Here is a 24122-nt window from a genome sequence, read left to right as displayed (position 1 = left end):
TTAGATAACTTTATACATCTTTATGGAATATTGTACATCAAGTGTAATGTTATTTCAACATTTTCATGCATAAATTTTACATTTATGCTTAACTTTCAACATAATTTTTACATTAATTGTGTTTTGACTTGTGTTACAAGCAGCCTCCAACTTTAATTAAAATAAATAATTTTACGAATCTCAACTCTCTATATTAAAAAATAAAATTTATCTTTTCTAAAAAATTATCTACTAATATTTCTGCTTCCTGGAATGACTTCTCATTATAATTTTCACAAAACGGATCACTAAATCCATGTTTTCCACTTAACATATAAATATCAATATTTAATTTTTTCAAAGCTATAACTAATTCCTGTACATTAAATGATTTTTCTTTTTTAGGAAAAATTAGCAAGACTGGACATTTGGGAGTAATATCTATATAGTCTCTAATTCGTGAACCATAATATCCTATGATGCCATCACATATATTTTTTTCACTGCTGCATAACCATGCAATTGTTGCACCTATACTGTACCCCAATAAATATACATGCTTATATTGCTGCTTTGCTTCCATAAGAAGCTGCTTCACTTGACAAACTGCCGAATCAAATCCAATACTCTTTGTGAAATATTTATAAGCTTCCTCTTGAAAATTATAATTAAAAGGCTTGTTCACATTAATTAAATTTGGACAAATAACATCATATCCTTTTATAGAAAATTTTTCACAAACCTTTTGTATATGCTGATTAATTCCATATATTTCATGTAATACTATTATTACAGAAGATGAATTATTTATAATTTCCATATGACTCTCCTTTAAATAATTAGTTAATATTTTAAAATTTTAATAATATATGTGCATATTATAACTTATTCTCACTTTTTTATCAAAAACATTACGTTAAATGCAATATAATAAATATTTATATAAAGATAAGTGATTACAAAAAAACAATTCATATTTGTTCAGCTATAAATTCATGAACTATTCTATAATTAAAATGAAAAAGAACTATAAACAGATTTGTATTAAAAATCCACTTATAGTTCTTCTATAAACAGAGCACGTAATAATCTAAGTTGCACCACTATAGATAACATATATTACCTCACTATGATGTTCCCACCATAATAAAGCAGTTCATTACCTATAATAATGGTTCCTTCGACTATATAAAATATCTACACAACTACACACAACCTCTCGGCTGTATATAATCATTTCAACACTCCATATAATCTTAGCTCGACCTTATATCATAAGTTGGAACCCTAATATAATCAATTTTGTTGACTATACTAAAGCTTTTCCCCACAATATAAAATCTTCCCTCTAACCACATATAAGCTATTTCACAATAACCTATATATAATCGTTGGCCGATTCATATATACCTCTATTCAAAGCACATATAAATCTTGGCTCAACTGTTACATACCCTATGCTATTATAGTAACCTTTTTGTGTTTATTATATACCGGTAATTTTTGGATAACATTTTAATCTTATGCTAACTCTTAATCAATTAAAATCATGTTAGTTTCTAACTTTAATTTATCCCATCACTACCATTGCTAACTTCCTATTTTTAATTATGAAACTTCTCTGCTTAACTAACGCGCTGCATCTGATACAGCTCTATCTTCAGTGATTTTTTGTGAATGTCCCAATGTTTTCATCTGCTTTACTGCAAGAATCAATGTAATTGCTGTACTCAATACATCTGCTATAGGTTGAGCCATCCATACACCATCTAATTTAAAAAATGGTGGAAGTATAATAAGCAGTGGTATAATCATTATAACTTGTCTTAAAAGACTCAATATTGTAGATAACTTAGCTTTAGCTATTGCTTGAAAATAGTTGGTACAAACTATTGAACTTCCTACAATTGGGAAGAACAAAAGATCTATTCTAAGTCCTCTAGCTCCCATGCTTATAAGACTTTTATCACTGGTATTAAAAATACTTATTATTTGTACTGGGAATAACTGAACCATTATAAATCCTAAAGTAGTTATTACTGTAGCTGCTGCTGATGCGTAAAATACAGTCTTTTTTACTCTGTCATATTGTTTAGCTCCATAGTTATAACCAATTATAGGCTGAGCACCTTGATTTATTCCAAAAATAGGCATAAGTATAAGCATAGTTACACTCATTATAAGAGAAAATGCTCCTATTGCAATATCTCCTCCGTATATAGCAAGACTTTTATTAAAAGTAATAGTAACTAAACTTGCAGCCATTTGCATCGCAAATGGTGACATACCAATAGATATTATTTCTTTTACTACAACTTTATCCAACTTCATATTTTTCTTGGTTAATTTTAATAAGCTTTTTCCACCTGTAAAATACTGCAATGTCCAAATCACAGTAACACTTTGTGAAACAATAGTTGCAAGAGCAGAACCTTTTACTCCTAAATGAAGTACAAATATAAATATTGGATTTGCTATAAAATTAAGTACCGCACCTATTAACATTGTGAGCATGGCAGTTTTAGGATTACCTTCTGCACGAATGATATTATTAAGTCCCATACTTACACTTTGAAGCATTACACCTAAAAGAATTATAAAACTAAAGTCTCTAGCATAAGGTAAAGTTTCATTACTTGCTCCAAGCACCTTAAGAATTGGATTTAGAAATGATATTCCAAAAATAGTTATACATAATGAAAATATAACAAGTAAGGTAAATGCATTTCCTAATACTTTTTCAGCATCTTCTTTTTTATGCTGACCAAGCTTTATTGAAATTACAGCTGCTGCACCAATTCCAGCCAGCATTGCAAAACCCATTATTACATTAACTATTGGAAATGTTACTGCAACTCCTGAAAGCGCTATAGAACCTACTCCTCTACCGACAAATATTCTATCTACAATATTGTAAAGCATATTAACCACCATTCCAATTACCGAAGGAATTGAAAATTTTAATAAAAGCTTCCCAATACTTTCTGTACCTAATTCGTTTGTTTTGTTCATACATTTCCCTCCATATAAATGTTATGCATTGGTATGGTTGCATACTCAACTATATCAATGCATAATTATCATTATATTATATACTACTTTTATATGCAACAACAATTTTTTGATTATAAATTCCTACAAAAGCATTAAAAATACTTTCACAGCCGAAATTTTACATCTACAGCTCTCAATACAGATATAAAAAATCTCTACACTTAATATAGTATAGAGATTTTTTACAAAATGTCCTTGTCCAAAAGGCCAGTTTTTATTTATTACATTTTTATAGTATTCTATTTTTGCAACCTTTAAAAATATTTATTTTACAGTAAACTCATATCTTAAAGCTTCTGTTAGTGGTTCCTTATACTTTGAAGTAACCTTCTTGGTGATGTAAATATAATAAGTTTCTCCTGATTTATATGGATTTACAGGTGATACCTTAATTATATTATCTGAATCACAGCTTACCTTTACATCTACTTTGTTTCCCTTTAAATCAGTTACATATATATTATCTGATGTTACTGTAGATGGATCTGCTGCCTTTGTAAACTTGAGATGCCATTCTTTGTTTTCATCTACCTTATCTGGCATAACAGTGGTTTTACCATTAAAATAGTCCTTTGGTATTTCTATTAAAGTAAAGCTGCTAAATTTATTCACATATATAGAAATACCTACTACATTACCTTTTTCATCATATATAATAGTTCCTTTATCCACCACATCTTCTCCATCACTGTGATGAACCATAACCGCTAAGGAAGAAAGGAACTTGTCTAACTCCTCCTTTGAAGTTGGAATCTTCGATGAATCTATAGGAATAGTTATCTTTACTCTTCCTGTAATATTAGCTTCTATATTAAGTGGTGCTGCAACTATCTGTGCACCTGAAGCTAATTTTAATACAAGTGCTTTATTATTTTCAATTTTGCTTCCATCTTTTTCCTCACTTATCTTTACCCCTGCATCCTGTTCACCTAATTTCTTTATTGTCACTGCTGGTATCTCTAAGGCTGCTTTTTCTGTTTTTAGACTTAGAGACATATTTTGTTTTGCAAGTTCACCCATTGAAACTGCTGGAAGTTGAAATTCTGTTTTATCTGCACTCTTTCCTGATGTATTTGAAATGTCTATAGCTGCCTTTGTACTTTTTGCTTCTGAAGCCTTCTTTACAGCTTCTGCTGCTGTGTTTTCATCAAATTTTACAGTATCTGTTTTTACCCCTTGCGTATCTGTAGTTCTTGTTATAGTTGTCTGCACTGCAGTACTTTGTTGATTTCCATTACCAACTACTACAGGAACTTGTCTAGTTTCAGTTGTAGGCTGTGGAGTTGGTGGTATATATGGTGGTGGATCTATGGCAAAGTAAGCCGTCACAGTTATATCATTTTGAACCTTTCTATCTATTCTTGCAGCTGTAGACACACTATCACTCCAGTTTACAAAGTGACATCCTGGATTTGGTACTGCTGTTATTGTTGATCCTTCTTTACCCCTAGCTACATTCTGCGGACTTATCCCTGATATTGTTCCATATGGTCCTGCTGTATAAGTAAGAGTATATGTTGGTGGTGCTACTGTTGCTGTCGCTGCACTACTTATTGTTTTTCCACTTGCTTGTGCTGTTACTGATATACTTTGCCCTGCTGTTAATGTCAATCCACTAACTGTCCAAATTCCTCCTACTGCTGTTACTGCTGGTTTTGCAACTCCTCCTACACTGAGTATTACACTTGATCCTGCTTCTGCTGTTCCACTTATACTTGTATCTCCAGCTGTTGGAGTCCCTGTTATTACTGGTGCTGCTGTTTGCAACGGTGCTGGTGCTGTTGGTGTTACACTACTAGATGCACTTGAAGCCGCTCCTGCCCCCACTCCATTGGTTGCCGTTACTGTAAAAGTATATGCTGTTCCATTGCTTAATCCGCTCACTGTTATTGGACTTGCTGATCCTGTTCCTGTAATATTTCCTGGATTTGATGTTACTGTATAGACTGTTATTCCACTTCCCCCATCGGATGCTGGTCCTGTAAAGCTTACTGTGGCTTGGCCATCTCCTGCTGTTGCACTTACTCCTGTTGGTGACCCTGGTACAGTTGCTGCAGGTATTGTAAAGGTATTACTGTCCACTGCAGGTGTTCCACTAGCAAAGTGAATTGCTCCATTTCCTGCTGCTGTAAGGCTGCATGTTAAATCTGTAAAAGTTGCTGTACCTGCTAGTGCTGCCTTCGTTGCTGTTCCTCCTATTGTCCATGTTCCTGTTCCTGATTTTGCACTTGCTACTACGTTTACTGTGCTTGACACTCCTGTTGAGCAAGTATTATCATATTGATCCTTTAAAGTCACTATTGGCTGTGTTGCAAATTCATCTCCACTTGTGATTCCAGCTGCTGGCTGTCTGCTAACCACAAGGCTTGCCACTTCTCCTGCATTGATTGTCTGCAATACTATTGAATCATCGTAACCTGTTGCTGTTATTACTACATTTCCTGCTGCAGGTGTTCTTAAATAGCTTTGCTTTGATGAATCTGTTGTTGCTGCTGATGGTTTTAAGGTTACCTTTCCACTTGAAACACCATACTGACTTGCTTCAAGTGCATTTCCATTAAAACTTACTCCTGTTATTTTTCCTTCAAAATCTGAATCTGCTCCAAAGATTATATCTATATAATGATCTACATCATTATATATTGTGTCTGAAGTTAATGTTTTTGCTGGTTTTACTGTGTTATTAACTACTTGTGTAAGTGCACTGCTAGTGCTTCCATTATAATTAGCATCACCACCATAAACTGCAGTTATAGAATGGGAGCCTACTGCCAACGCAGAGATTGAAAAGGTAGCTGTCCCACTGCTTAACGTTCCTGTCCCTAATGTTGTACTTCCATCTTTAAATGTTACTGTTCCTGTGGCTCCACCTGGAACAGTGGCAGTAAAGGTTACTGACTGTCCATAAAAGGACGGATTAGCTGAACTGCCTAACGTAGTTGTGCTTGCTGCTGTATTAACTACTTGTGTAAATGCACTGCTAATGCTTCCACTATAATTAGCATCACCACCATAAACTGCTGTGATAGTATGAGCCCCACCTGTCAAAGCAGATGTTGAAAAGGTAGCTGTTCCACCACTTATCGTTCCTGTTCCTAGTGTCACAGTTCCATCTTTAAAAGTAACTATTCCTGTAGCTCCACCTGGAACAGTGGCAGTAAAGGTTATTGACTGTCCATAAATGGACGGGTTAGGTGAACTAGTTACTGCTGCTGGTGTTGTATCATCTATTATTATGTCTAAAGTCTTTTGTATACTCCCACTAAAATTGAAGGTTAAGCTTGCTACCCCATTACTTAATCCTAACAAATATTCCTTCTTTATTGTTATAATTTGCTTATCTTCTGATACTGTGTACTGGCTTACTGGATTAAGGACTAAACTTTCATTTGTGATATTGCTTAGCATATCACCAGATACGCCCATATTCACCTGAATATCTTTATAGTCCGATGAATTTGCATACTTATCAAAGTTTGCTGTTCTCCTAACCACACTTATAGTAAATGCTTTATCATAAGTTAGTCCATGACCATCTGTTACTCTTATACATATTGAATAGCTTTTTTTTACAGAATAGTCTGGTACTTCTTTAATTCTCAAAGTAGTTCCACTTATTGTAAATTTTTCATTATCTGCATAATTTGTTCCATTTCCTGCTACAAATGAATAGGTAAAAGTTGTGGAATCAGTATCTGTAGCACTTAACGCTCCTATAATATCATTAATTGAAGCCTTATCTTCAATGGATGCATTGATTAAACTTATATCTGTTGGTCCCTGCGATGCTGCTGCATAAACTTTACTGATAATTACACCCGGTTTCCAATTTAATGTAGTTAAAATAAACAAAATAGTAATTATCCTTACTACATTTTTTAAACATTTTTCCAATTTATTCTGTCCCCCTTATAAAAATTTTTCTATATTTTTAATTATGCTAACAATTTTATATTCCTTGTCCAAAAATTCCATCATTCCTTTCAAGTTATATTCTTCCCTTTCTAAATCCACATAAAAAATCCCTACACTTAAAAGTATAAAAGTTTTTTATCAAATTCAAACAAAACTCCTTTATTCTAATCCCTCAGTGCAAACAAAATATTATCCAAAGTAAGCATTATAGGCATCATATTTTCTTTCGAACTATCCACCTCCTGCCAAAAAATTGTTTTATCCTCAATTCTTATATTTTTGAACCGTTCAATATCCTTTAAACTTGAGTAACGTATTGTGTTTACCAGCCTCTGCATATTAAACAAAATATTATCGCCGCCTTCAAATTCTATTAGAATTGAGTAATCATCATTTGGTGTAACCTTTAGTATTCTCATTTAATTCCTCCCCCCTTAACAAATGAAACTCTCTTTCCTTACGTAAGATGAGCAGCCATATCAAAATCACAAATTTTGCATATCTCTGCTTAAACGACTATGGCCAAATCAAAGCTTTAGAATATCTTTTTAAATAAAAAAATTCTCCATACAATTTTAATTGTAATAGAGAATTTTTTATTTTAATATACGCCAAACGGAGTATTTTTTGATTTTTTCTTTCGGATACCTTAAACTATTCCATACATCTGTGCAATTTTTATAGCTTCAAACTTCCCACTAACCTGAAGTTTTTTGTAAATATTTTGTAAGTGTGTTTTTACTGTACCTTCAGATATGTTGAGTTTAGCTGCTATTTCACTTCTTTTTAGTCCTTTTACAGTAAGTGTAAGAATTTCTATCTCCCTTTGTGATAATTTTACCTTTTCTTCATTACTGCTTAGTATGTTTTCATTGTACTGTTTACTTAAATCAATAACTCGCTTTATATACTTGTTTTTCAAGTTTCTATTTAATATTACTTCCAGCATACTCATAATATGAGATGCATTTTCTACAAAGGGCATTACAATATTATCTGATTGAGCTTTAAGTAACGCCTTTTCAAGTACTGCTACACCTTCTTCCATGCCATAGAGATTATATTTTGCTACTGCATCAAAAATAGAATTGTGTATAAAACCGAATTCATTATTGAATATAGAAAAAGGCTCAACAAAGCTTTCAGCAAGCATTTCAAGCTTAATATAATTTTTAGACAGCATTACTGCCTTACCATAAACTATATAACTGAAAGCCATGCCTTGATAAACAAAATCTTCAGCAGTCATATCCCCTATCTGCAGCCAGTATGGAATCTTTTTCCTCTGCCCTATGCAGGCATAAATATATCCTCTGCATAAATCTATAGTAGTATTATATATAGAATGATTTAGCTTATCGATTTTCTCTTGAAGTTTATTTAATTTTTGGATAGCTTCTCCTATCTTTCCCTGAAATATATAAAGCCTCATGAGATTAAAATAAGCATTTATTATAATGCCTGTCTGTGTTTTAGTTTTGGCCTTGTAAATGGCCTTAAAGCTATTTATCTCAGCAGCTTCAAAATCACCTGTTTCCAGTGCATATTCTGCAAGCCCTAAATATTCACAGCCTGTTCCATTACCATCTGCCAATTTTGCATGTAATGGCATTCTTTCCACAACAACCTGTAAAACTCTTTTTAATGTTTGCTCTTTCCTAAAATAAATGTATAGCAAATGAGGAGATCCAAAAGTAAATTCATTTTCTCTAAGCAATATATAGGATTGCTTTCCTTTTAAAAGACTTCTAGCTTTATCACTAATAATGCACATTTTCTCCAAATCATTAAATACTGCAAATTTTTTAATAATTAATATTTCAGCAAGAATTCTATCCCTATATTCAACTTCTATATTATCAGCCTTTTCATAAAATAACTGAAGCCTTTCTAAGTTCTGCATACACGTTTCTATATCCTGTCCAGCTACAATATAACACAGCATATACCTCAAATATGCTACAGGGTATTTATAAATCAGCTCTTCAGAAATTTTACTGAACATATCTAAATATCCTTCGAACAAAGATTCATTATATGCATTCTCAGGCTTATTAAGTTCTAAAAGGATTCTTTCTTCATCCCCTGCTCTATATAAATAACCAAAAGCAGTTTGAAATCTTCTTTTCTCCATATACCACTCAGCAAGACGTCTATACACTTCTTTAAGTTCCTTAGCTTTAAAGCTAAACTTTATCCTAAGAAAATCCAGCAGTACATTATGTATTTTATATATTTTTGAAGCTTCATCGTAAAAAACAAAGGCATTTTCCTTGCGAAGCTTTTTTAAAATTTCATCTGTTTTTTCTTCCTGAGTAATATAAAAAGCTTGGTTAATTGTAAAGTTATCCATTACAGAAAGTTTCAACAAAAAATTCTGAATGTTTTCTCCATATATATTGAATAATGTATTTTCTACCAAATCATCAATAGTACTATTCATACCTACAGGTATACCTTTTTCCAAGCCTAAAAGTATCATATAGGCTAAGGATATCCATCCATCTGTATATTCATTAATTTTTATTAGGTCATCATCAGGTATATTATTCTTCATCATCAAGCAATATTCCCTTAGCTCTTCTTTTGTAAACCTCAATTGCTGTTGGGATATTATCTGACACATATCTTTAAAAAGGAATTCAGATAAATTAATTTTTGTAGTATCTCTGGTAATAATAATTATATAAAAGTTATCTATTTTCTCCTTCACAATTTTAGTAATGAAATTATTCATTTTAGGATTTGGACAAAGTTGATAATCATCTATAACAAAAACTGTTTTTTCCTTATAATCAATATTATTTAATACAGACAAAACTTTTTCACTCTGAGGCACGTCTACTGGGAATCCAAGGCTTTTTAGAGATTTTCCTGACTTTGCATCTAATTTACTTATTTCTTCCGAAAACTGATTCCAGATGTAATTAAGAGATTGTGAAGAATTTAAAAATGTAATCCAAATATACAGATTTTTTTCAGACTGAAGAAACTCTTTAACTGCTGTAGTTTTACCAAACCCCATTGGAGCTTCAATAATTGTAAGAGGATACTCATATACTTTTGATAAAATACGATTTATCCGTTCTCTTTTTAATATTTTACTACTTTCCAAAATAACACCCTTCCTAATTTGAATGTTTATTTAGCATTTATATAACTTTCAATATCATTATTTAAAATTCTACTTTTTAACCAATATATTTATAATTAACCATATTATCGTATATTATTAATAAAAGCTTGAACAAACAATGTTGCTTTATCAAGCTTAAATTTAAATTCTTTTTATCATTTTTTAAACCATTCTAAGGTATATTTTTTAAAAGTTCTTATGCCAGGTGTTAAATTATTTTCTTTTGGTATAGCCAAAGCTATTGTAATATTAATTTTTTCATTTAAATTTACTATTTTAATGTTGTTTCCTTTGGTAAACTTCTTAGCAATTTGTGATGTTAACAAGGATACACCTAATCCACCAGATACAAATCCCACAATCATATCAATATGATCACTTTCATATACGATATCAGGGGTAAACCCTGCTTTTTTGCAAGCATTAATAAATATCTCAGTTGCAAGTGAATTATTAGTCATAGAAACAAATTTTTCATTAGCAATATCTTTAAAATCCACAGATTTATATGCAGCTAAAGGATGAAATTGTGGTGTTACCAAAACTATATGATCAGTAATAATGGGGAAAAGTTCAAATGTGCTATTCAATTCAGTATCATCTGTGAATGTAACAAAGGCAGCATCAATTTTTAAATTTTTACGAAGCTGAATTAATAATTTAGTTTCAGCCTCCTTTAATTTTAACTTTATTCCAGGATACTTTTTTTGAAAAGAAACAATAAGTGATGCTAGACCAAAATAGCATATTACTGGAATTGTACCTATAACAAGTTCCCCTCGCTGTATTATGCAATATTCCTGCATTGCTTTTTCTGCTTCATCAATATCATTTAGAATTTTTGCAGCATGACGCAAAAATTCACTGCCTGCAACAGTTAAACAAATATGACGAGTTGTTCTATCAAACAATTTAACACCAAGCTCACCTTCCAATTTACTTATTTGTTTCGAAAGAGAAGATTGAGAAATATGCATTTCTTCAGCTGCTTTTGAATAACTCTGATATTCTGCTAGAGCTAATACATACTTTAAAGTATCAATATTCACATCAATACCTCCATTTTAATAATAGATATATTCCTATAACGAAATAATATTATCACAATTATGAATTGTAGTAAATAATTCCACTAGGTATAATCTAATTGAAATTTAGTCAAAGGGAGGAAAAAATTTTGTTGGAATTATCAAGACAAAATCTTAAATATGATGTGGTTGTTGTTGGAGGTGGCACTGCAGGTGTAGCTGCTGCATTAGGTGCTGCTGAAGCTGGAGCTCATACATTATTAATTGAAAGGAATCCATATTTTGGAGGTCAATTAACACACTGTACACTTCCTGCAATATGTGGGCTTTTTACTCAGGGTACCCCCTATGAACAAGCAGTTAAAGGATCAGCACAAAAAATATTAGACAAACTTTCAGAACTAGGAAGATATGATAAACCTATACGATGTGATGATAAACCTAATAGCCCTGTTGTTGTTATGATTGAACCTGAATCATTTAAATATGCACTAGATAAAGTATTAAGTGATGCAAAAGTAGATGTGCTGCTGCATGCTCAAGTAATAGAAGCAAATAAAATTAATGGACATATTGAATCTATAACTTGTATAGATGACAGATGTAAATTTACAATAACAGGTTCTGCTTTTGTAGACGCTAGTGGTGATGCAAATCTTACTGCAATGGCTGGAGGAAGTTATGTTATGGGGGATGCTTATGGTAATTTTCAAGCCTCAACACTTATGATTCGTATAGGTGGAATACCTTCAGAAGTTGATATAAGCCCTGAAAAAATAAAAGAAGCTGTTATTAAAGGTAAAAAAGCTGGAATAAAACACTTGACTAAAGAAATTGGAGATAACTTCCAACTACCTTTTTCACCTGATGTGCTTTTAAATGTTGCAGATGAAAATATAAATGGAGTTGATGCTTTAAGCTTGACTCGTGGTGAAATATCTGCACGTGAACAAGCATGGTCCTATGTTGAAGCTTTACGCAGATTTCTTCCTGGAGGTGAGAAGTGTTATATAATTCAAACAGGACCTAAAATCGGTATACGTGAAACAAGACACATTATTTGTGAATACAAACTTACAGCTTTAGACTTAAAAGAAGGAAGACATTATAAAGATTCCATTGCTCGTGCTGCTTGGATGAGTGAGGCACATAACAAACCAGGTATGCCAAATGATTTATATCCAGTGTATAACTATTCATATTATGATATTCCCCTTGGCTGCATAAAAGTTAAGAACATCAATAACCTCTGGGCAGCTGGACGAACTATTGATTGTGACACTTTAACTTTTGTATCAATTAGGGTTACTGGAACAGCAATGGCTACAGGACATGCTGCAGGAGCTGCAGCTGCAATTTACAGTAATACAAATTCAGCATCTTCTGATGAAGTAAGGCGTGAATTAATTAAACAAAATGCACTTATATAATTTAAAGGAGCATAAATAGGCTTTAACTTGCAATCCTATTTATGTTCCCTTTAATTAATTTTCTTTGCCAACAACCTCAAAGTATGAAATAATATGAATTCTTAAGATATTTTTCATTATGTTTAACTGTCATCTTCAATAACTTATTTTTAATCACATTAATAGATACTTTACCCTTTTTATAGTTATCCATGCTTTTAAGAAAGCTTTCTTTTTCTTTAGTGTCTACTATATTTTTAAAATATCCCCATACATGAAGTGCTGCATTTTCTGCATTTCCAATGGTAACTTCTTCTTTCATAGCTTCATCTATATAATTATAGAATTGTACAACAGGATACTGTTTTTTATTTTTAAGCAAATTCCTTATTTCTAAATAAATTCTAGGTGAATTTTCCAAAATGGTATACTTATACTTACTCCATTCTTCTTCAAGTTTGCTAATCCTTTTATCCTTAGTTACACAATTTATACATTTTACTGCTGAAAGATTTTTATCCTTGACTTCAAGCATTATATCTATATCTTCTCTTCCTAAGCTTTCGTAAAAATCAATAAATCTGTCTACTGCTATAGTACTTGAATGTGAGCCTGTTTTCTTTAAAATATCCTGCTGTGAGTAATGGATTTTTTGATATCCATCCTTCTTTTTCCATGTATTCTTACATTCATCTATCCAATACAAATCGCTTTTTTCTTCAACATGTGGATTGATTTCGTTATGCAGATTATCAAAAATAACTGGTACATTTAATTTAGTTCCTATTTTGAGCACATCATTTATATTATAAGATTTATCATCATTTTCAATAACAAGCCTTTGTTTTACCCTATCTTCCAAAGCTTCATAGTTATTCATAAATCTATTTATTGCCTGCTCTTTATCATTATAAATTCCACCAATATGAAGCACTATTTTGTTTTCTTCACTAACTCCAAGGCTATCTAAAACCCTAGTGTGATAATTCAAATCCTCAATTGCTCTATTTACTACATCCTCCTTTAGTGAATTAAGTACAGTATATTGTCCAGGATGCATTGATATCCTAATATTATTCTTTCTAATTTCTTCACCAATTTCAAAAAATTCTTCAGAAAATATCTCCCACCAGTGCAGCTTATTTAAAGAACTTGAGCCAAAAGGAATTAAATCAGAACTGATTCTAAAAAGGTGTATATTATTTTTGATGTTATAATAAATGATATTTTTAAGGGATTTTAAATTATGCTCTATTATATCCAATAACTTCTCATTGGATAAATTTTTAGCAATACAACTTTTTAAATTGGCATCTGAAACCCCTATTGTCAAACATGCATATCCTATACTCATCCTATTCACACCCTTTCATTTATAATATGCTCAACTTTTAAAAATATAAAATATTTTTAAAGTTTGTTAGCAATTTTATTTAATTCTTCTGCCATAGCAGTTATTTCTTCTATACTTGCCGTTATCTCTTCGGCAGCTGCAGCTTGTTCTTGAACTGAAGATAAAGAATTATGGCTCTTCTCACTAGATTCAGCTACCTTAAAATTAATTTCATCAGTTAATTTTTTTATTTTAGGAACTGTACCTTTAGATTCTTCAGATAATTTTCTAATTTGTTGAGCTACAACTCCAAAACCTTGCCCCACTTCACCTGCTCTTGCTGCTTCTATAGAAGCATTTAATCCAAGCATTTTAGTTTGATCAGATATTTCCCTTATAAATGAAGATACTTCATTTATTTGTACTGATAAACCAGTTATTTCATTTATGCTATTATTAAGTTTCTGTTCATTGCTATGTATTTCCGTTGCTGATGATGCCAATTGTTCAATGGTAGAAGATATTTCTTCAAGACTATTTTCCAAATTTCCAGCTATTCCTATCAAATTTTCGGCTACAATCTTAGGAACGATTAAACCAAAAGTTGCAACAACTTCACTTCTATCTTCATTGAATAATGGATGGCAGATTATCAAAACTGGTACACCATATTTACTAGCATCAGCTTTTAATAAAACTGGCTTTTTAGTTCTTATTACTTCAGCACAAGCAGTATCTTCTTTAAAGCTTTCCCCCATTTTTATTGTAGGAATTTGGAATTTTTTTGAATTTTGAATACAAGCATATTTATATAAATCTGTGGCAAATGCTACAGCTCCGTCTGGAAACATTTCAGCTAAAACTGGTGCAAAATCATTAAATGATTTTAATACAGGATTAGTTATTGGGAATACTGTAGAAAATACTCCAACAGCTTGTCCTTGTTCATTAACTATTGGTTCTGCCACAATTTTCAATCTAACTCCATATAAGGATCTTGGAACAGTTTCTATACTAACTCTATTCTCCCTCATAGCCTTACTAGTAACGCCTTTAGAATTTACTTTTTCACCAACTTGAAAAATATTCAAATCAAATTCATTAGATGCTTTTCTCCAGGTATATGTATTTCCATCACTAATTAAATAAATAACACCTCCTGGTATCATATTCGCCTGAGTTTCACACATAGCTTTTATGTACTCTACTCCATTTTCAGAAATCATAATTTGTGTCCTCCCTATAATTTAATTTAAAATTTATTTTTATATTACTAATATTAATAATAAATTCCATTTTACTACACATTTCAACAAAACTTACTATTTATATAGTAAGTTCTTCCATGTATATTGTCAATATTAGTTTTTTTATACCATTATAAACATATTAAGTTTTTGAAAATACATCTCAAGATTTGCTACATATTATACTCATTTTGTATAATACTAAATCAAATTCCAAATGGATAATTAACCATTTTTGTTTTGTCATTACTTTACATACTTATATTGACTTATATTAGCTATAATCATAGAATAAATACGAAAACAGTTACATAAAATATACTTATACTTTGGAGGATTAAATTATGAACTATGATAAAAATGCTATTCTAAATGAATTAAAAACTATTCTTTCCATACCAAGTCCAACAGGATATACTAATTCAGTAATGCAGTATCTTAAAGGAGAACTCACTAAGCTGAACATACCTTATAAAACTACAAATAAAGGTGCTCTTGTTATATCTTTTTCCGGAGCAAATAATGATTATCAAAGAACTTTTACTTCACATATTGATACATTAGGTGCAATGGTTAAAGGTATAAAAGCAAATGGTGCTCTTTCTTTTGTACCTGTTGGTGGTTATATGATGTCAACTTTGGAAGGTGAAAATTGCACTATAAAAACTTTAGATGATGCAAGTTATTCTGGTACTATTCAAACAACAAAGCCATCTGTTCATATAAGTGGTGATGATGCTCGTAATCTTAAAAGGACTCCTGAAAATATGGAAGTAATATTGGATGAAAAGGTATTCTCTAAAAGTGACGTAGAAGCTCTTGGTATCGATGTGGGAGATTATATATGCATAGATACAAGAACCACCATCACTGAAAAAGAATTTATTAAAAGCAGATATCTGGATGATAAAGCTAGTGCATCAGTTCTCATGTATGTCATTAAATATCTTCACGAAAACAACCTAAAGCTTCCTTATACAACTAATTTTTATATAAGTAATTATGAAGAAGTTGGGCATGGCTCCAGTGCAGCTTTACCTGAAAACACTAAAGAATTTATAGCTGTTGACATGGGGGCTCCTGGATGTGAACAAAACTCTTCAGAATATACTGTATGTATTTGTGCTAAAGATTCCTCTGGTCCTTATGATTATGATCTCAGAAAAAAATTAGTAAATACATGTAAGGAAAATAATATTCCATATAAGATTGATATATATCCTCATTATGGTTCAGATGCTTCTGCAGCACTATCTGCTGGTTGGGATGTTAGAGCAGCACTTATAGGTCCAGGTGTTTTTGCATCTCATGCTTATGAAAGAACTCATGTGGATGCATTATTAGCTACAGTAGATCTCATCATAAAATATATTGCTGAAAAATAATTTTGTCATCTTACCTAAAAAATATATTTCTTTGAGTTTTAAGCTATTTATGATAACATTATATAGACTTAAATATAATGTTTGGAGGTTATATAAATGGGATTATTTGATGGCCTAATGGGAAATGCATCAGAAGTAAACATACAAGAGGTTGAAAAAGAGCTTAATAACATATTGTCATCTTCAGAGAACATTGAAAAAGCGTATAAATTAATTCGTGATATGTTTATTTTTACAAACAAAAGACTTATACTAGTAGACAGACAAGGTGTAACTGGAAAAAAAGTAGAATATCACTCAATTCCATATAAAAGCATCACTCATTTTAGCATTGAAACATCAGGACATTTTGATTTAGATGCAGAGTTAAAAATATGGATATCAGGAACACCAGCTCCTATAGAAAAACAATTTAACAAAAGCTTGAATATATATGAGCTTCAAAGCGTTTTAGCTGAATATGTACTAAAATAATTATATTGCAATATATAACAAAGTTAAAACTCTATTTAAATAAGCTTATAACTTAAGAAAAATAAGACAGAAGTACGTTTAAGCCTTTCTGTCTTATTTTTTCATGATTAATATATTTATATGAAATTTTTTATGATCTTTATATTATTTCAAATTACATTTTATTTTTTCTACAATAGTATCATCAGAAATTGTAAATATATTATTTATAATTTCAGTTCTAAAGCTTCCTATCCCACTAACATGCTGTGACAGTTCCCCACATATTCCCATAAGTGCCACTGCTAAAATAGTACCACCTAATATATCTAATGAGGAAATATAACTTGCTATAAGGGCAGTAACCATACAGCCTGTACCTGTTACCATTGAAAGCATTTCGCAGCCATTTTCTATTAAATAAGCATCCTCACCATTTACTACTATATCTATTACCCCTGTAGCTGCAATAACAGCACCAGTTTTAAGTGATAATTCCTTAATTATTTTTATATTTTCATCAAAGCTTTTAGCTGTTATTTCATCGCCTTCACCTACATCTATTCCCTTTGCATTACTCTTTATATCACAAATTGCCTTTATTTCAGACATATTACCCTTAATAACACTTGGATGACACTCTGAAATAAATTTTTTTGCATAGTTTAATCTTAAATTACTACAGCCCACACCTACAAGATCAATTATTTCAGGAATTTTCTTTTCAAAAGCTGTTTTACCTGAAATCATCATGGATTCCATTCGAGCATCTGTTATATTTCCAAGATTAACTCCCAATGCTTTAGAAACAGAAGTAATTTCTGAAACCTCTAAAGGATGTTCGGCCATAATAGGTTTTGCTCCAACAGCAAGTACTACATTTGCACAATCATTTATTGAAATTGGATTTGTAATACAGTGAATAAGAGGTTTATTAACTTTAACACTGTGTTTTATTTGCAATAACCTCTCTATTAACCTCTGTTGATTTGTCATAAACTTTTACCCCCAAGCTCTTTTGAATCTTTATGAGCATCCCATTCTTACTTAATGCCCCCAAGAAGATAAAGGCAATTGCTCCTCCTATAATTGTAGCAGTAAAGAATAAAGGAACATAAAACATCAATGAAAGTCCTTTTTTACCCCAAAAATATGTCATAATAGGTGCTGAAACAATGGCTCCTATAATACCAGTTCCTATAACCTCACCTAAAACTCCAAAAATCAAAGTATTCTTAGATGCTCTGTATAAAATTCCTGATAAAAAGGCTCCAAAAACGGCACCAGTTAAAGCTAGAGGTGGAATTCCCATAAGGAACATTCTAATAATTCCAATGCAAACAGCACAAAGTAGTGCATACCAAGGTCCAAGAACAACTGCACATGTAATATTTATAACTGAAGACATAGGGCACATTCCTTCTATACGAAGAATTGGTGATATTACAACCCCCATTGCTATAAGCATTGCCAGCATAAGTTTTTTTAATAATTTTGAGTTTCTTTCCATAATAAAATACCTCCATAATAATATTTATTTTCTAATCATATAGGAAATAAACACCATCATTTAGGCATAGTTTTAGAGTAACTAAATAGCAATTTCCTATATGACAAGTAGCCATATTGGTCGGTCGAAGCTCAAAAGCTTCCTCTCACCTTGAAACACAAGTTCCCTCGCTATTTAGTTGTCTTTTGGTATAAAGCTTCGGGAGCTCCCCCGCTGCTTCTAAAAAAATAAAAAATGGAATATACCTGTAAGTAAGGCACATTCCATTTACACTTGCAAAATAATAAAAAGTATAAATCAAATATTTCCTTACGTCGGTATTATCCGAATCAAGTTATGGGTCGAAGTATACACTTCCTCTCAGCCTGCTTAAACAAGCTCCCCTTTTTAAGTAAATTATACCATGAAATTTCACAGCTTTCAAGTAAGCTTCAGCAATCAATAGAAAAATTTACTATATAATTTGTGTATTATAATTTTTGTGATAAAATGTAATTAGTTACATTTGCCCTATGACTACCCTTTTATTTAGGGTATTAAAAGCTATTCTTTGAGCAAATTTAACTTAACAAAATATTTTATGGATAAAGGAGATAATAATTATGGATGAAGTTTTAAAGTTTTTAACTGACAACAAAGTTTTTTATCTTGCTACTGTAAATGGAGATAATCCAGCATTACGTCCTTTTGGATTTGTAATGAAATATGATAATAAGCTATGTTTTTGTACCGGAAATACAAAGGATGTATACAAACAATTAAAGGCTAACCCAAAATGCCAAATCAGTGCAACTTCTCCAGAAGGAAAGTGGCTTAGATTAAATGGAAAGGTAGTTTTTAATACAACAAAAGAATCACAAGAAGCTGCTTTAAATATTATGCCTATGCTTAAAAATATATATAAAGTAGGCGATGGAATTTTCGAAATATTCTACATAGATGAAGCTGAAGCAACTTTTTACGATATGATGACTGTTTCTAAAAAGATTAAATTTTAAAATTAAATTTCAAAAAAAGACAAGGTGTATTTTAAAACACATCTTGTCTTTTTCATTATCTATTAAAATAAGTTTCCACCTAATCTCCAAATGCTAATGTCATAACCTTTTTCACTTATAACCTTCATCCATGAATTCAAGGTAATTTTATCTGCATACCATATATCATGGTTCAAATTATTCTCATCCTTGTAGCTAAAATATAAACACTTGCTGTCATCATCACGTCGTACTTTAGCCTTGTACTTCTTTAATATACCGTTAGCTTCCTCTTCCGTAACAGAAGTAGTTTTTCCATTGGATGACCAGTTAAACCCTCCTGTTGCAATGGCAAAATCCTTCTTTCCTGGAACTTTACTCATTTTTTCTATTGAACTTCTAATAAACTTGTCATCTGCTTTTCCACCTGGTTTACTGAAGCCGCCATGCAAATTATAGCACATAAGTACATAGGTTGGTCCTTCAGCAAAATTCAATTTATCAAAAGGTGTATTAGTTTCCAGTACAACTCTCAGTTTTAAACCTTTGCTTTCAGCCTTTTTGTATAGTTCATTTACAAATAATATATAGTTATTCCAAAGCCCCATATCATTTTTTATTTGTTCATAATCAATTTCTATACCATTAAAACCATACTTAACTGCCAGGTTCATAATATCTTCAATATGACTTATTCTTGAAGCTTCATTATTTAATAAAGTTTTTAACAAGCTTGTATCCTTTAATGAATAGCTTCCATCACCTTTTGCCTTATCATTGACAATAGTTATATATTTATCGTACTTAAAACCTTTTGTTTCATTATAATAGTTAATTAATTCTTCTGGCATCACTAGTTTGCTGTTTGAGTCAAAGTTAGCTGAAAAATAGGAAACATTTTTTAATTTATTGTTTAAAGCTTTAATTTCTTTATCAGCACTTAAATCCCAATATACAACCCAGGCAGATAGACTATTTACATCACCACCAAATGCTTTTGAACCTTCCTTTGCTGCGACCTTATTGTCCTTAGAATCAGCCTCTTTTGAATTAACACCTTTATATATAATTGGTGTTAATAATACTAACAATACTATAGGTACAATCCAAAACAACTTTTTTTTCATATTAACCTCTCTCAAACTATAAATTCTTAATGAACCAATTTACAACTTCATTAAAATAATTTTTAGTATTATAAATTACAGCTTCCATTCCTTTTAAGGATGAATCATATAAAACCTTGTTACTTGTATTAGTCACTTTAAAACTTTTAAACACTGCATCATATACATCATCTGCAATGTTTCTTTGACTATATCCATAATTTCCCCACGCAGACTCAAGAAGGATACTTCCTTCCTTTTCCTTACTCACTTTTAAATCTTCTACTATCTTCTTTCCATCAATAGTTAAAGTTAATTTTTGGGAAGCTAATGTTATATCCACTTTTTTACTTCCAGATTCCTTTATATCAATTTCTCTATTGTTCTTATTTAAAGTTGATGAATACAACACATTTTTAGTTCCATTTGAATTTTCAATAACACTAATTGTATTGTTAATAAGCTGAACACATATACTACTGCTTCCATCCTCATTGGATCTTAAATATATAGACTGGGAACCTATTATATTCCCATTAAGCAGTGTTGATACTTTAATGTCTTTATAATTTTGGCTGTTTTCAAGCTTTATGAGTCCTTTTTCCTTTGGCTGAGATGTCAATATAATTTTATCGTCTACAAACTCTGCTTGTCCCTTTATCTTCTCAAATTTTTTAGCTTTTTCTCTATCTCCTACTACAAATTTAACATCTTTTTTGGTATCATCCCAAATTCTCATTAATAAATGATTGGTACTCCAATAAGCCTGTGGTTGAACTCTTGTTAAGTCATAAATAGAACTGTCTGGCAAATTTAATGAATATCCTTCCCTATTAAAATTCATACTAAAAGTTTTTTCAATCCATTTACCATTTATTTCACTGACTTTATCATTAGTGCCAAACTTTCCTGTATTTGAATGCATCAGTGCATATAAAGCTGGTACATATCCTATATCTTTATTGTATATATTTGATAAGCTTTTATAATCATTATCAATACGCTGCTTCATTTCATCATAGCTTTCCAAAGGTATTCCATTTTCATCTCTAATATAGTCCATAAGGTAATGATTATATTTTCTATTGACTTTAGGAGCCTCCTTTGAAAATTGAACTGAATCTAAATTTCCTAAGTAATTTGAATTTTTATCAAAAACATTTATAAATTCTAATCTATACCCATTAGTACCTAATTCCCAATAAGAACTATTTTTCAGTTTCATCAAATCCTTAGGCATTAAAAATTTGGGATCATTTTTTTCAAATTTATCTGCATAGGTCAACATTGTAGCTTTATAGTTATATTTTTCTAAAATTTTTTGAGAAAATATTGCTGTATCTGTTCTTCCATCCTCAAACAACAGAAATAAGGATTTTTCCGGCAGTGCCTTTCCCTTTTTATAGTAATCCAATATGTCCTGCTGTGTTATAGTTACATATCCATTATCCTTTAATGCTTTTAATTGTTTTTCTAAAGCATCAGTGCTTATTAGTGTATCATCTCCAGTTCTATCTACACCAAAATAGGATATTGAGATAAAACCACTCTTTCTGCTTTTAGAAACAATATTTGAACTATAGGGTTTATATGTTGAAATTGTAAACAGTACTTTTGCAATACATATTAATACTGCACATAAAATTATTCCTTGAAATATACTTCTTATTTTCTTAATTCTATCTTTTCTTTCCGGAGAGAATTCTTTACTTTTCAACTACATTCTCCCCTTTCTTTGTTAAAATATTAAATGCTTTTCTCTTTTTTCTTTCAGCTTCTATATCACTTGGAGTCATTCTTGTTCCCCAAGTGGATTTCCAGAAGGTTACCCAAGCTATAGGCATTTGCCAAAGCAGTACAGCTTCATAATAAATACAAAATAGCATTCCAAAAATCCAGGTAGTACTTTTTCTAAAGAACATTTGAGCAAAACTCATCATAAGTGACATCATTAAAAGTCCCAAAAGAAATGTGGTAGGAAATATTTTATGTACAATAGGTACGTATATTAAATTATAAATAACTATTACAGGTGCAGCAATAGGAACACATACTCCCATGTAAAAGAAAGCAGCCATAAAGGGTTCTTTTTTCCACATAAACTTTCCTGCAATAATTGACTCCCTTAGCCAGGACCTTTTCCATCTCATTTGCTGCTTAAGAAATACCTTATAACTGTTAGGTACAATAGTGGAACAAATTGCTGTATCTTGATAACTAGTTCTATGTCCATTTAATACAAAATTAGTCATAGCCCTATCATCTCCAAAGGTTGCCCTTTGACCTAAAAATTTTTGATTTATCCACCCATTCATATTGTCCATAACTATTTGTTTTCTATAACATGAAAGTGGTCCTGATAAACATGTAACTGCATCAAAATAAGCCTCTGCTGCTTTCATAATTCTAAAGGCAATATAATATCTAACAGACTGCATTTTAGTCAAAGTGTTTGTAAAAGTATTTGCAACATCTGTCCTACCTGATACTCCACCCATTTTAGGATCTTTAAAGGGCTGCACCAGATTTCTTATTGCAAAGGGATCTAAAAAGCTATCTGAATCAACAAATACTACTAAATCATGCTTTGCATTTAAAACGCCTCTACAAAGAGCCTCTCTTTTTCCCATGTTTTTTTCTTGAACAAAATATTTTACCCTATTTGCAGCATCAAATCTTTCTGCTTCATTATTTAGCTTATCTAAGGTGTTTTTTATTTTTTCTACAGATTTATCATTTGAACAATCATCTACAACTATAACTTCAAGCTTATCAATAGGATAATCTTGATTAATACAGCTTAAAATTGTATTTTCTATCCATTCCTCTTCATTAAAGCAAGGAATAATAATTGTTACACCTGGAGTATAATCAATATCCATAGGCATAGGTTTGTACAAAACTCCAAATAAATACCTACTTAATAAAAATACAGCTGCAATAATACTATATAGATATATCCACTTGTTAAATTCAAAATAAATAATACTTTCTGCTCTCATTAGTATGATAAATATACTTATAAACAATAGTAATAAGCTGGAAGAAGCTAATACATATCTGTCCTTTTTCCTACCAGAATACTCAGATAAACTTTCCAGAAATTCTATGCCACATACTATCTTTCCATCTGCATTAACAGCATCTCTAACCTTTTTGCCATTAATATTAACATTCATTTCATACCCTTCCGGCATAGCACCTGGCAGTACTTTAAATTTTAATTTAATATTGTCAGCCTTAACGATTATGTTTAATTGTTTCTTATCCTTTAGTTCTAATAAAATTCCTGTAGTTGAAACATCTATGGATTTAGCTTTAAAGCTGCTGATTGCCTTGTGTTTCCCACATCTTACTTTAACATCAGTTTTCATTACATATCTTATTCCAGCTTTTTTACTTTTTATAAACAAATTAGGGTCATCACTATAATCTTCTATTACCTTTTTTCCTCTTCTATCAACTGTAGTTCTTATAGCTTCTTTATCTGGAACATTTGCTAATAATCTTCTATCCTTACGTGGATTTAAAAGTATATCAGTTTCTTCACTTTCGTATTTTTTTAATTTCTTTTGTGTAAGCATTTCTAA

The 24122-nt window shown here is 31.1% G+C and carries 17 protein-coding genes and 1 riboswitch; of the genes, 4 read left to right on the top strand and 13 right to left on the bottom strand.

The features are described 5' to 3' along the window. Positions 1 to 193: 193 nt before the first annotated feature. The 6 genes from Ccar_RS02915 to Ccar_RS02890 all read right to left on the bottom strand — a co-directional run bounded on the left by Ccar_RS02915 (position 194) and on the right by Ccar_RS02890 (position 11133). On the bottom strand, positions 194 to 799 hold the full coding sequence (locus tag Ccar_RS02915) for a dienelactone hydrolase family protein (protein WP_007058965.1): 606 nt from the start codon (positions 797 to 799) through the stop codon (positions 194 to 196). 809 nt (positions 800 to 1608) lie between these two features. Beyond that, positions 1609 to 2991, bottom strand: a complete 1383-nt coding sequence (locus Ccar_RS02910; protein WP_007058966.1) for an MATE family efflux transporter — start codon at positions 2989 to 2991, stop codon at positions 1609 to 1611. A 306-nt stretch (positions 2992 to 3297) separates the two neighbouring features. Further along, positions 3298 to 6927 (bottom strand): Ig-like domain repeat protein, encoded by a 3630-nt coding sequence (locus Ccar_RS02905; RefSeq protein WP_007058967.1) that lies wholly within the window; start codon positions 6925 to 6927, stop codon positions 3298 to 3300. A 185-nt stretch (positions 6928 to 7112) separates the two neighbouring features. Then, entirely contained in the window at positions 7113 to 7367 is a 255-nt protein-coding gene (locus Ccar_RS02900; RefSeq protein WP_007058968.1) for a DUF2442 domain-containing protein, read from the bottom strand. Positions 7368 to 7597: 230 nt separating this feature from the next. Then, the gene (locus Ccar_RS02895) at positions 7598 to 10063 is read right to left on the bottom strand and encodes a LuxR C-terminal-related transcriptional regulator (protein WP_007058969.1); all 2466 of its coding nucleotides are present in this window, start codon (positions 10061 to 10063) and stop codon (positions 7598 to 7600) included. A 176-nt stretch (positions 10064 to 10239) separates the two neighbouring features. Then, positions 10240 to 11133, bottom strand: coding sequence for a LysR family transcriptional regulator (locus Ccar_RS02890; RefSeq protein ID WP_007058970.1), 894 nt, complete (start codon positions 11131 to 11133; stop codon positions 10240 to 10242). A gap of 128 nt (positions 11134 to 11261) precedes the next feature. Here Ccar_RS02890 and Ccar_RS02885 point away from each other — a divergent pair, with 128 nt between their 5' ends. Beyond that, positions 11262 to 12542: an FAD-dependent oxidoreductase gene (locus tag Ccar_RS02885; protein WP_007058971.1), complete on the top strand. Its 1281-nt coding sequence runs from the start codon at positions 11262 to 11264 to the stop codon at positions 12540 to 12542. 76 nt (positions 12543 to 12618) lie between these two features. Here Ccar_RS02885 and uvsE read toward each other — a convergent pair whose 3' ends face one another. Further along, positions 12619 to 13875 (bottom strand): UV DNA damage repair endonuclease UvsE, encoded by a 1257-nt coding sequence (gene uvsE, locus Ccar_RS02880; RefSeq protein WP_007058972.1) that lies wholly within the window; start codon positions 13873 to 13875, stop codon positions 12619 to 12621. 56 nt (positions 13876 to 13931) lie between these two features. Then, positions 13932 to 15080 (bottom strand): methyl-accepting chemotaxis protein, encoded by a 1149-nt coding sequence (locus tag Ccar_RS02875; RefSeq protein ID WP_007058973.1) that lies wholly within the window; start codon positions 15078 to 15080, stop codon positions 13932 to 13934. Positions 15081 to 15445: 365 nt separating this feature from the next. Here Ccar_RS02875 and Ccar_RS02870 point away from each other — a divergent pair, with 365 nt between their 5' ends. Both Ccar_RS02870 and Ccar_RS02865 read left to right on the top strand, forming a co-directional pair. Beyond that, complete coding sequence (locus tag Ccar_RS02870; RefSeq protein WP_007058974.1) at positions 15446 to 16486, top strand: M42 family metallopeptidase; 1041 nt, start codon at positions 15446 to 15448, stop codon at positions 16484 to 16486. A gap of 96 nt (positions 16487 to 16582) precedes the next feature. Beyond that, complete coding sequence (locus Ccar_RS02865) at positions 16583 to 16960, top strand: PH domain-containing protein (protein ID WP_007058975.1); 378 nt, start codon at positions 16583 to 16585, stop codon at positions 16958 to 16960. Between the two features lie 144 nt (positions 16961 to 17104). On the opposite strand, the gene thiM is transcribed toward Ccar_RS02865, so the two are convergent. Both thiM and thiW read right to left on the bottom strand, forming a co-directional pair. After that, positions 17105 to 17902, bottom strand: a complete 798-nt coding sequence (gene thiM / locus Ccar_RS02860) for a hydroxyethylthiazole kinase (RefSeq protein ID WP_035774122.1) — start codon at positions 17900 to 17902, stop codon at positions 17105 to 17107. Then, positions 17880 to 18449: an energy coupling factor transporter S component ThiW gene (gene thiW, locus Ccar_RS02855; protein WP_048029864.1), complete on the bottom strand. Its 570-nt coding sequence runs from the start codon at positions 18447 to 18449 to the stop codon at positions 17880 to 17882. Before thiW ends, thiM begins: the two co-directional genes overlap by 23 nt. Before the next feature lie 287 nt (positions 18450 to 18736). Further along, positions 18737 to 18844: riboswitch (TPP riboswitch) on the bottom strand. A gap of 207 nt (positions 18845 to 19051) precedes the next feature. Here thiW and Ccar_RS02850 point away from each other — a divergent pair. After that, positions 19052 to 19447, top strand: coding sequence for a pyridoxamine 5'-phosphate oxidase family protein (locus Ccar_RS02850; protein WP_007058978.1), 396 nt, complete (start codon positions 19052 to 19054; stop codon positions 19445 to 19447). A gap of 62 nt (positions 19448 to 19509) precedes the next feature. Here the strand turns inward: Ccar_RS02850 and Ccar_RS02845 are convergent, their stop codons facing one another. The 3 genes from Ccar_RS02845 to Ccar_RS02835 are packed head-to-tail and all read right to left on the bottom strand — an operon-like array spanning position 19510 to position 24116. Further along, the gene (locus tag Ccar_RS02845; protein WP_007058979.1) at positions 19510 to 20553 is read right to left on the bottom strand and encodes a glycosyl hydrolase family 18 protein; all 1044 of its coding nucleotides are present in this window, start codon (positions 20551 to 20553) and stop codon (positions 19510 to 19512) included. 16 nt (positions 20554 to 20569) lie between these two features. Further along, entirely contained in the window at positions 20570 to 22249 is a 1680-nt protein-coding gene (locus Ccar_RS02840; protein ID WP_007058980.1) for a polysaccharide deacetylase family protein, read from the bottom strand. Further along, positions 22239 to 24116: a glycosyltransferase gene (locus tag Ccar_RS02835; protein ID WP_007058981.1), complete on the bottom strand. Its 1878-nt coding sequence runs from the start codon at positions 24114 to 24116 to the stop codon at positions 22239 to 22241. The genes Ccar_RS02840 and Ccar_RS02835 overlap by 11 nt, the downstream gene beginning before the upstream one ends. Positions 24117 to 24122 lie beyond the last annotated feature (6 nt).

Origin of the sequence: Clostridium carboxidivorans P7 (assembly GCF_001038625.1) — a bacterium.
Taxonomy (GTDB): domain Bacteria; phylum Bacillota; class Clostridia; order Clostridiales; family Clostridiaceae; genus Clostridium_AM; species Clostridium_AM carboxidivorans.
The sequence above is the reverse complement of the archived record's forward strand: the minus strand, read 5'-3'. Positions and strand labels throughout refer to the sequence as shown.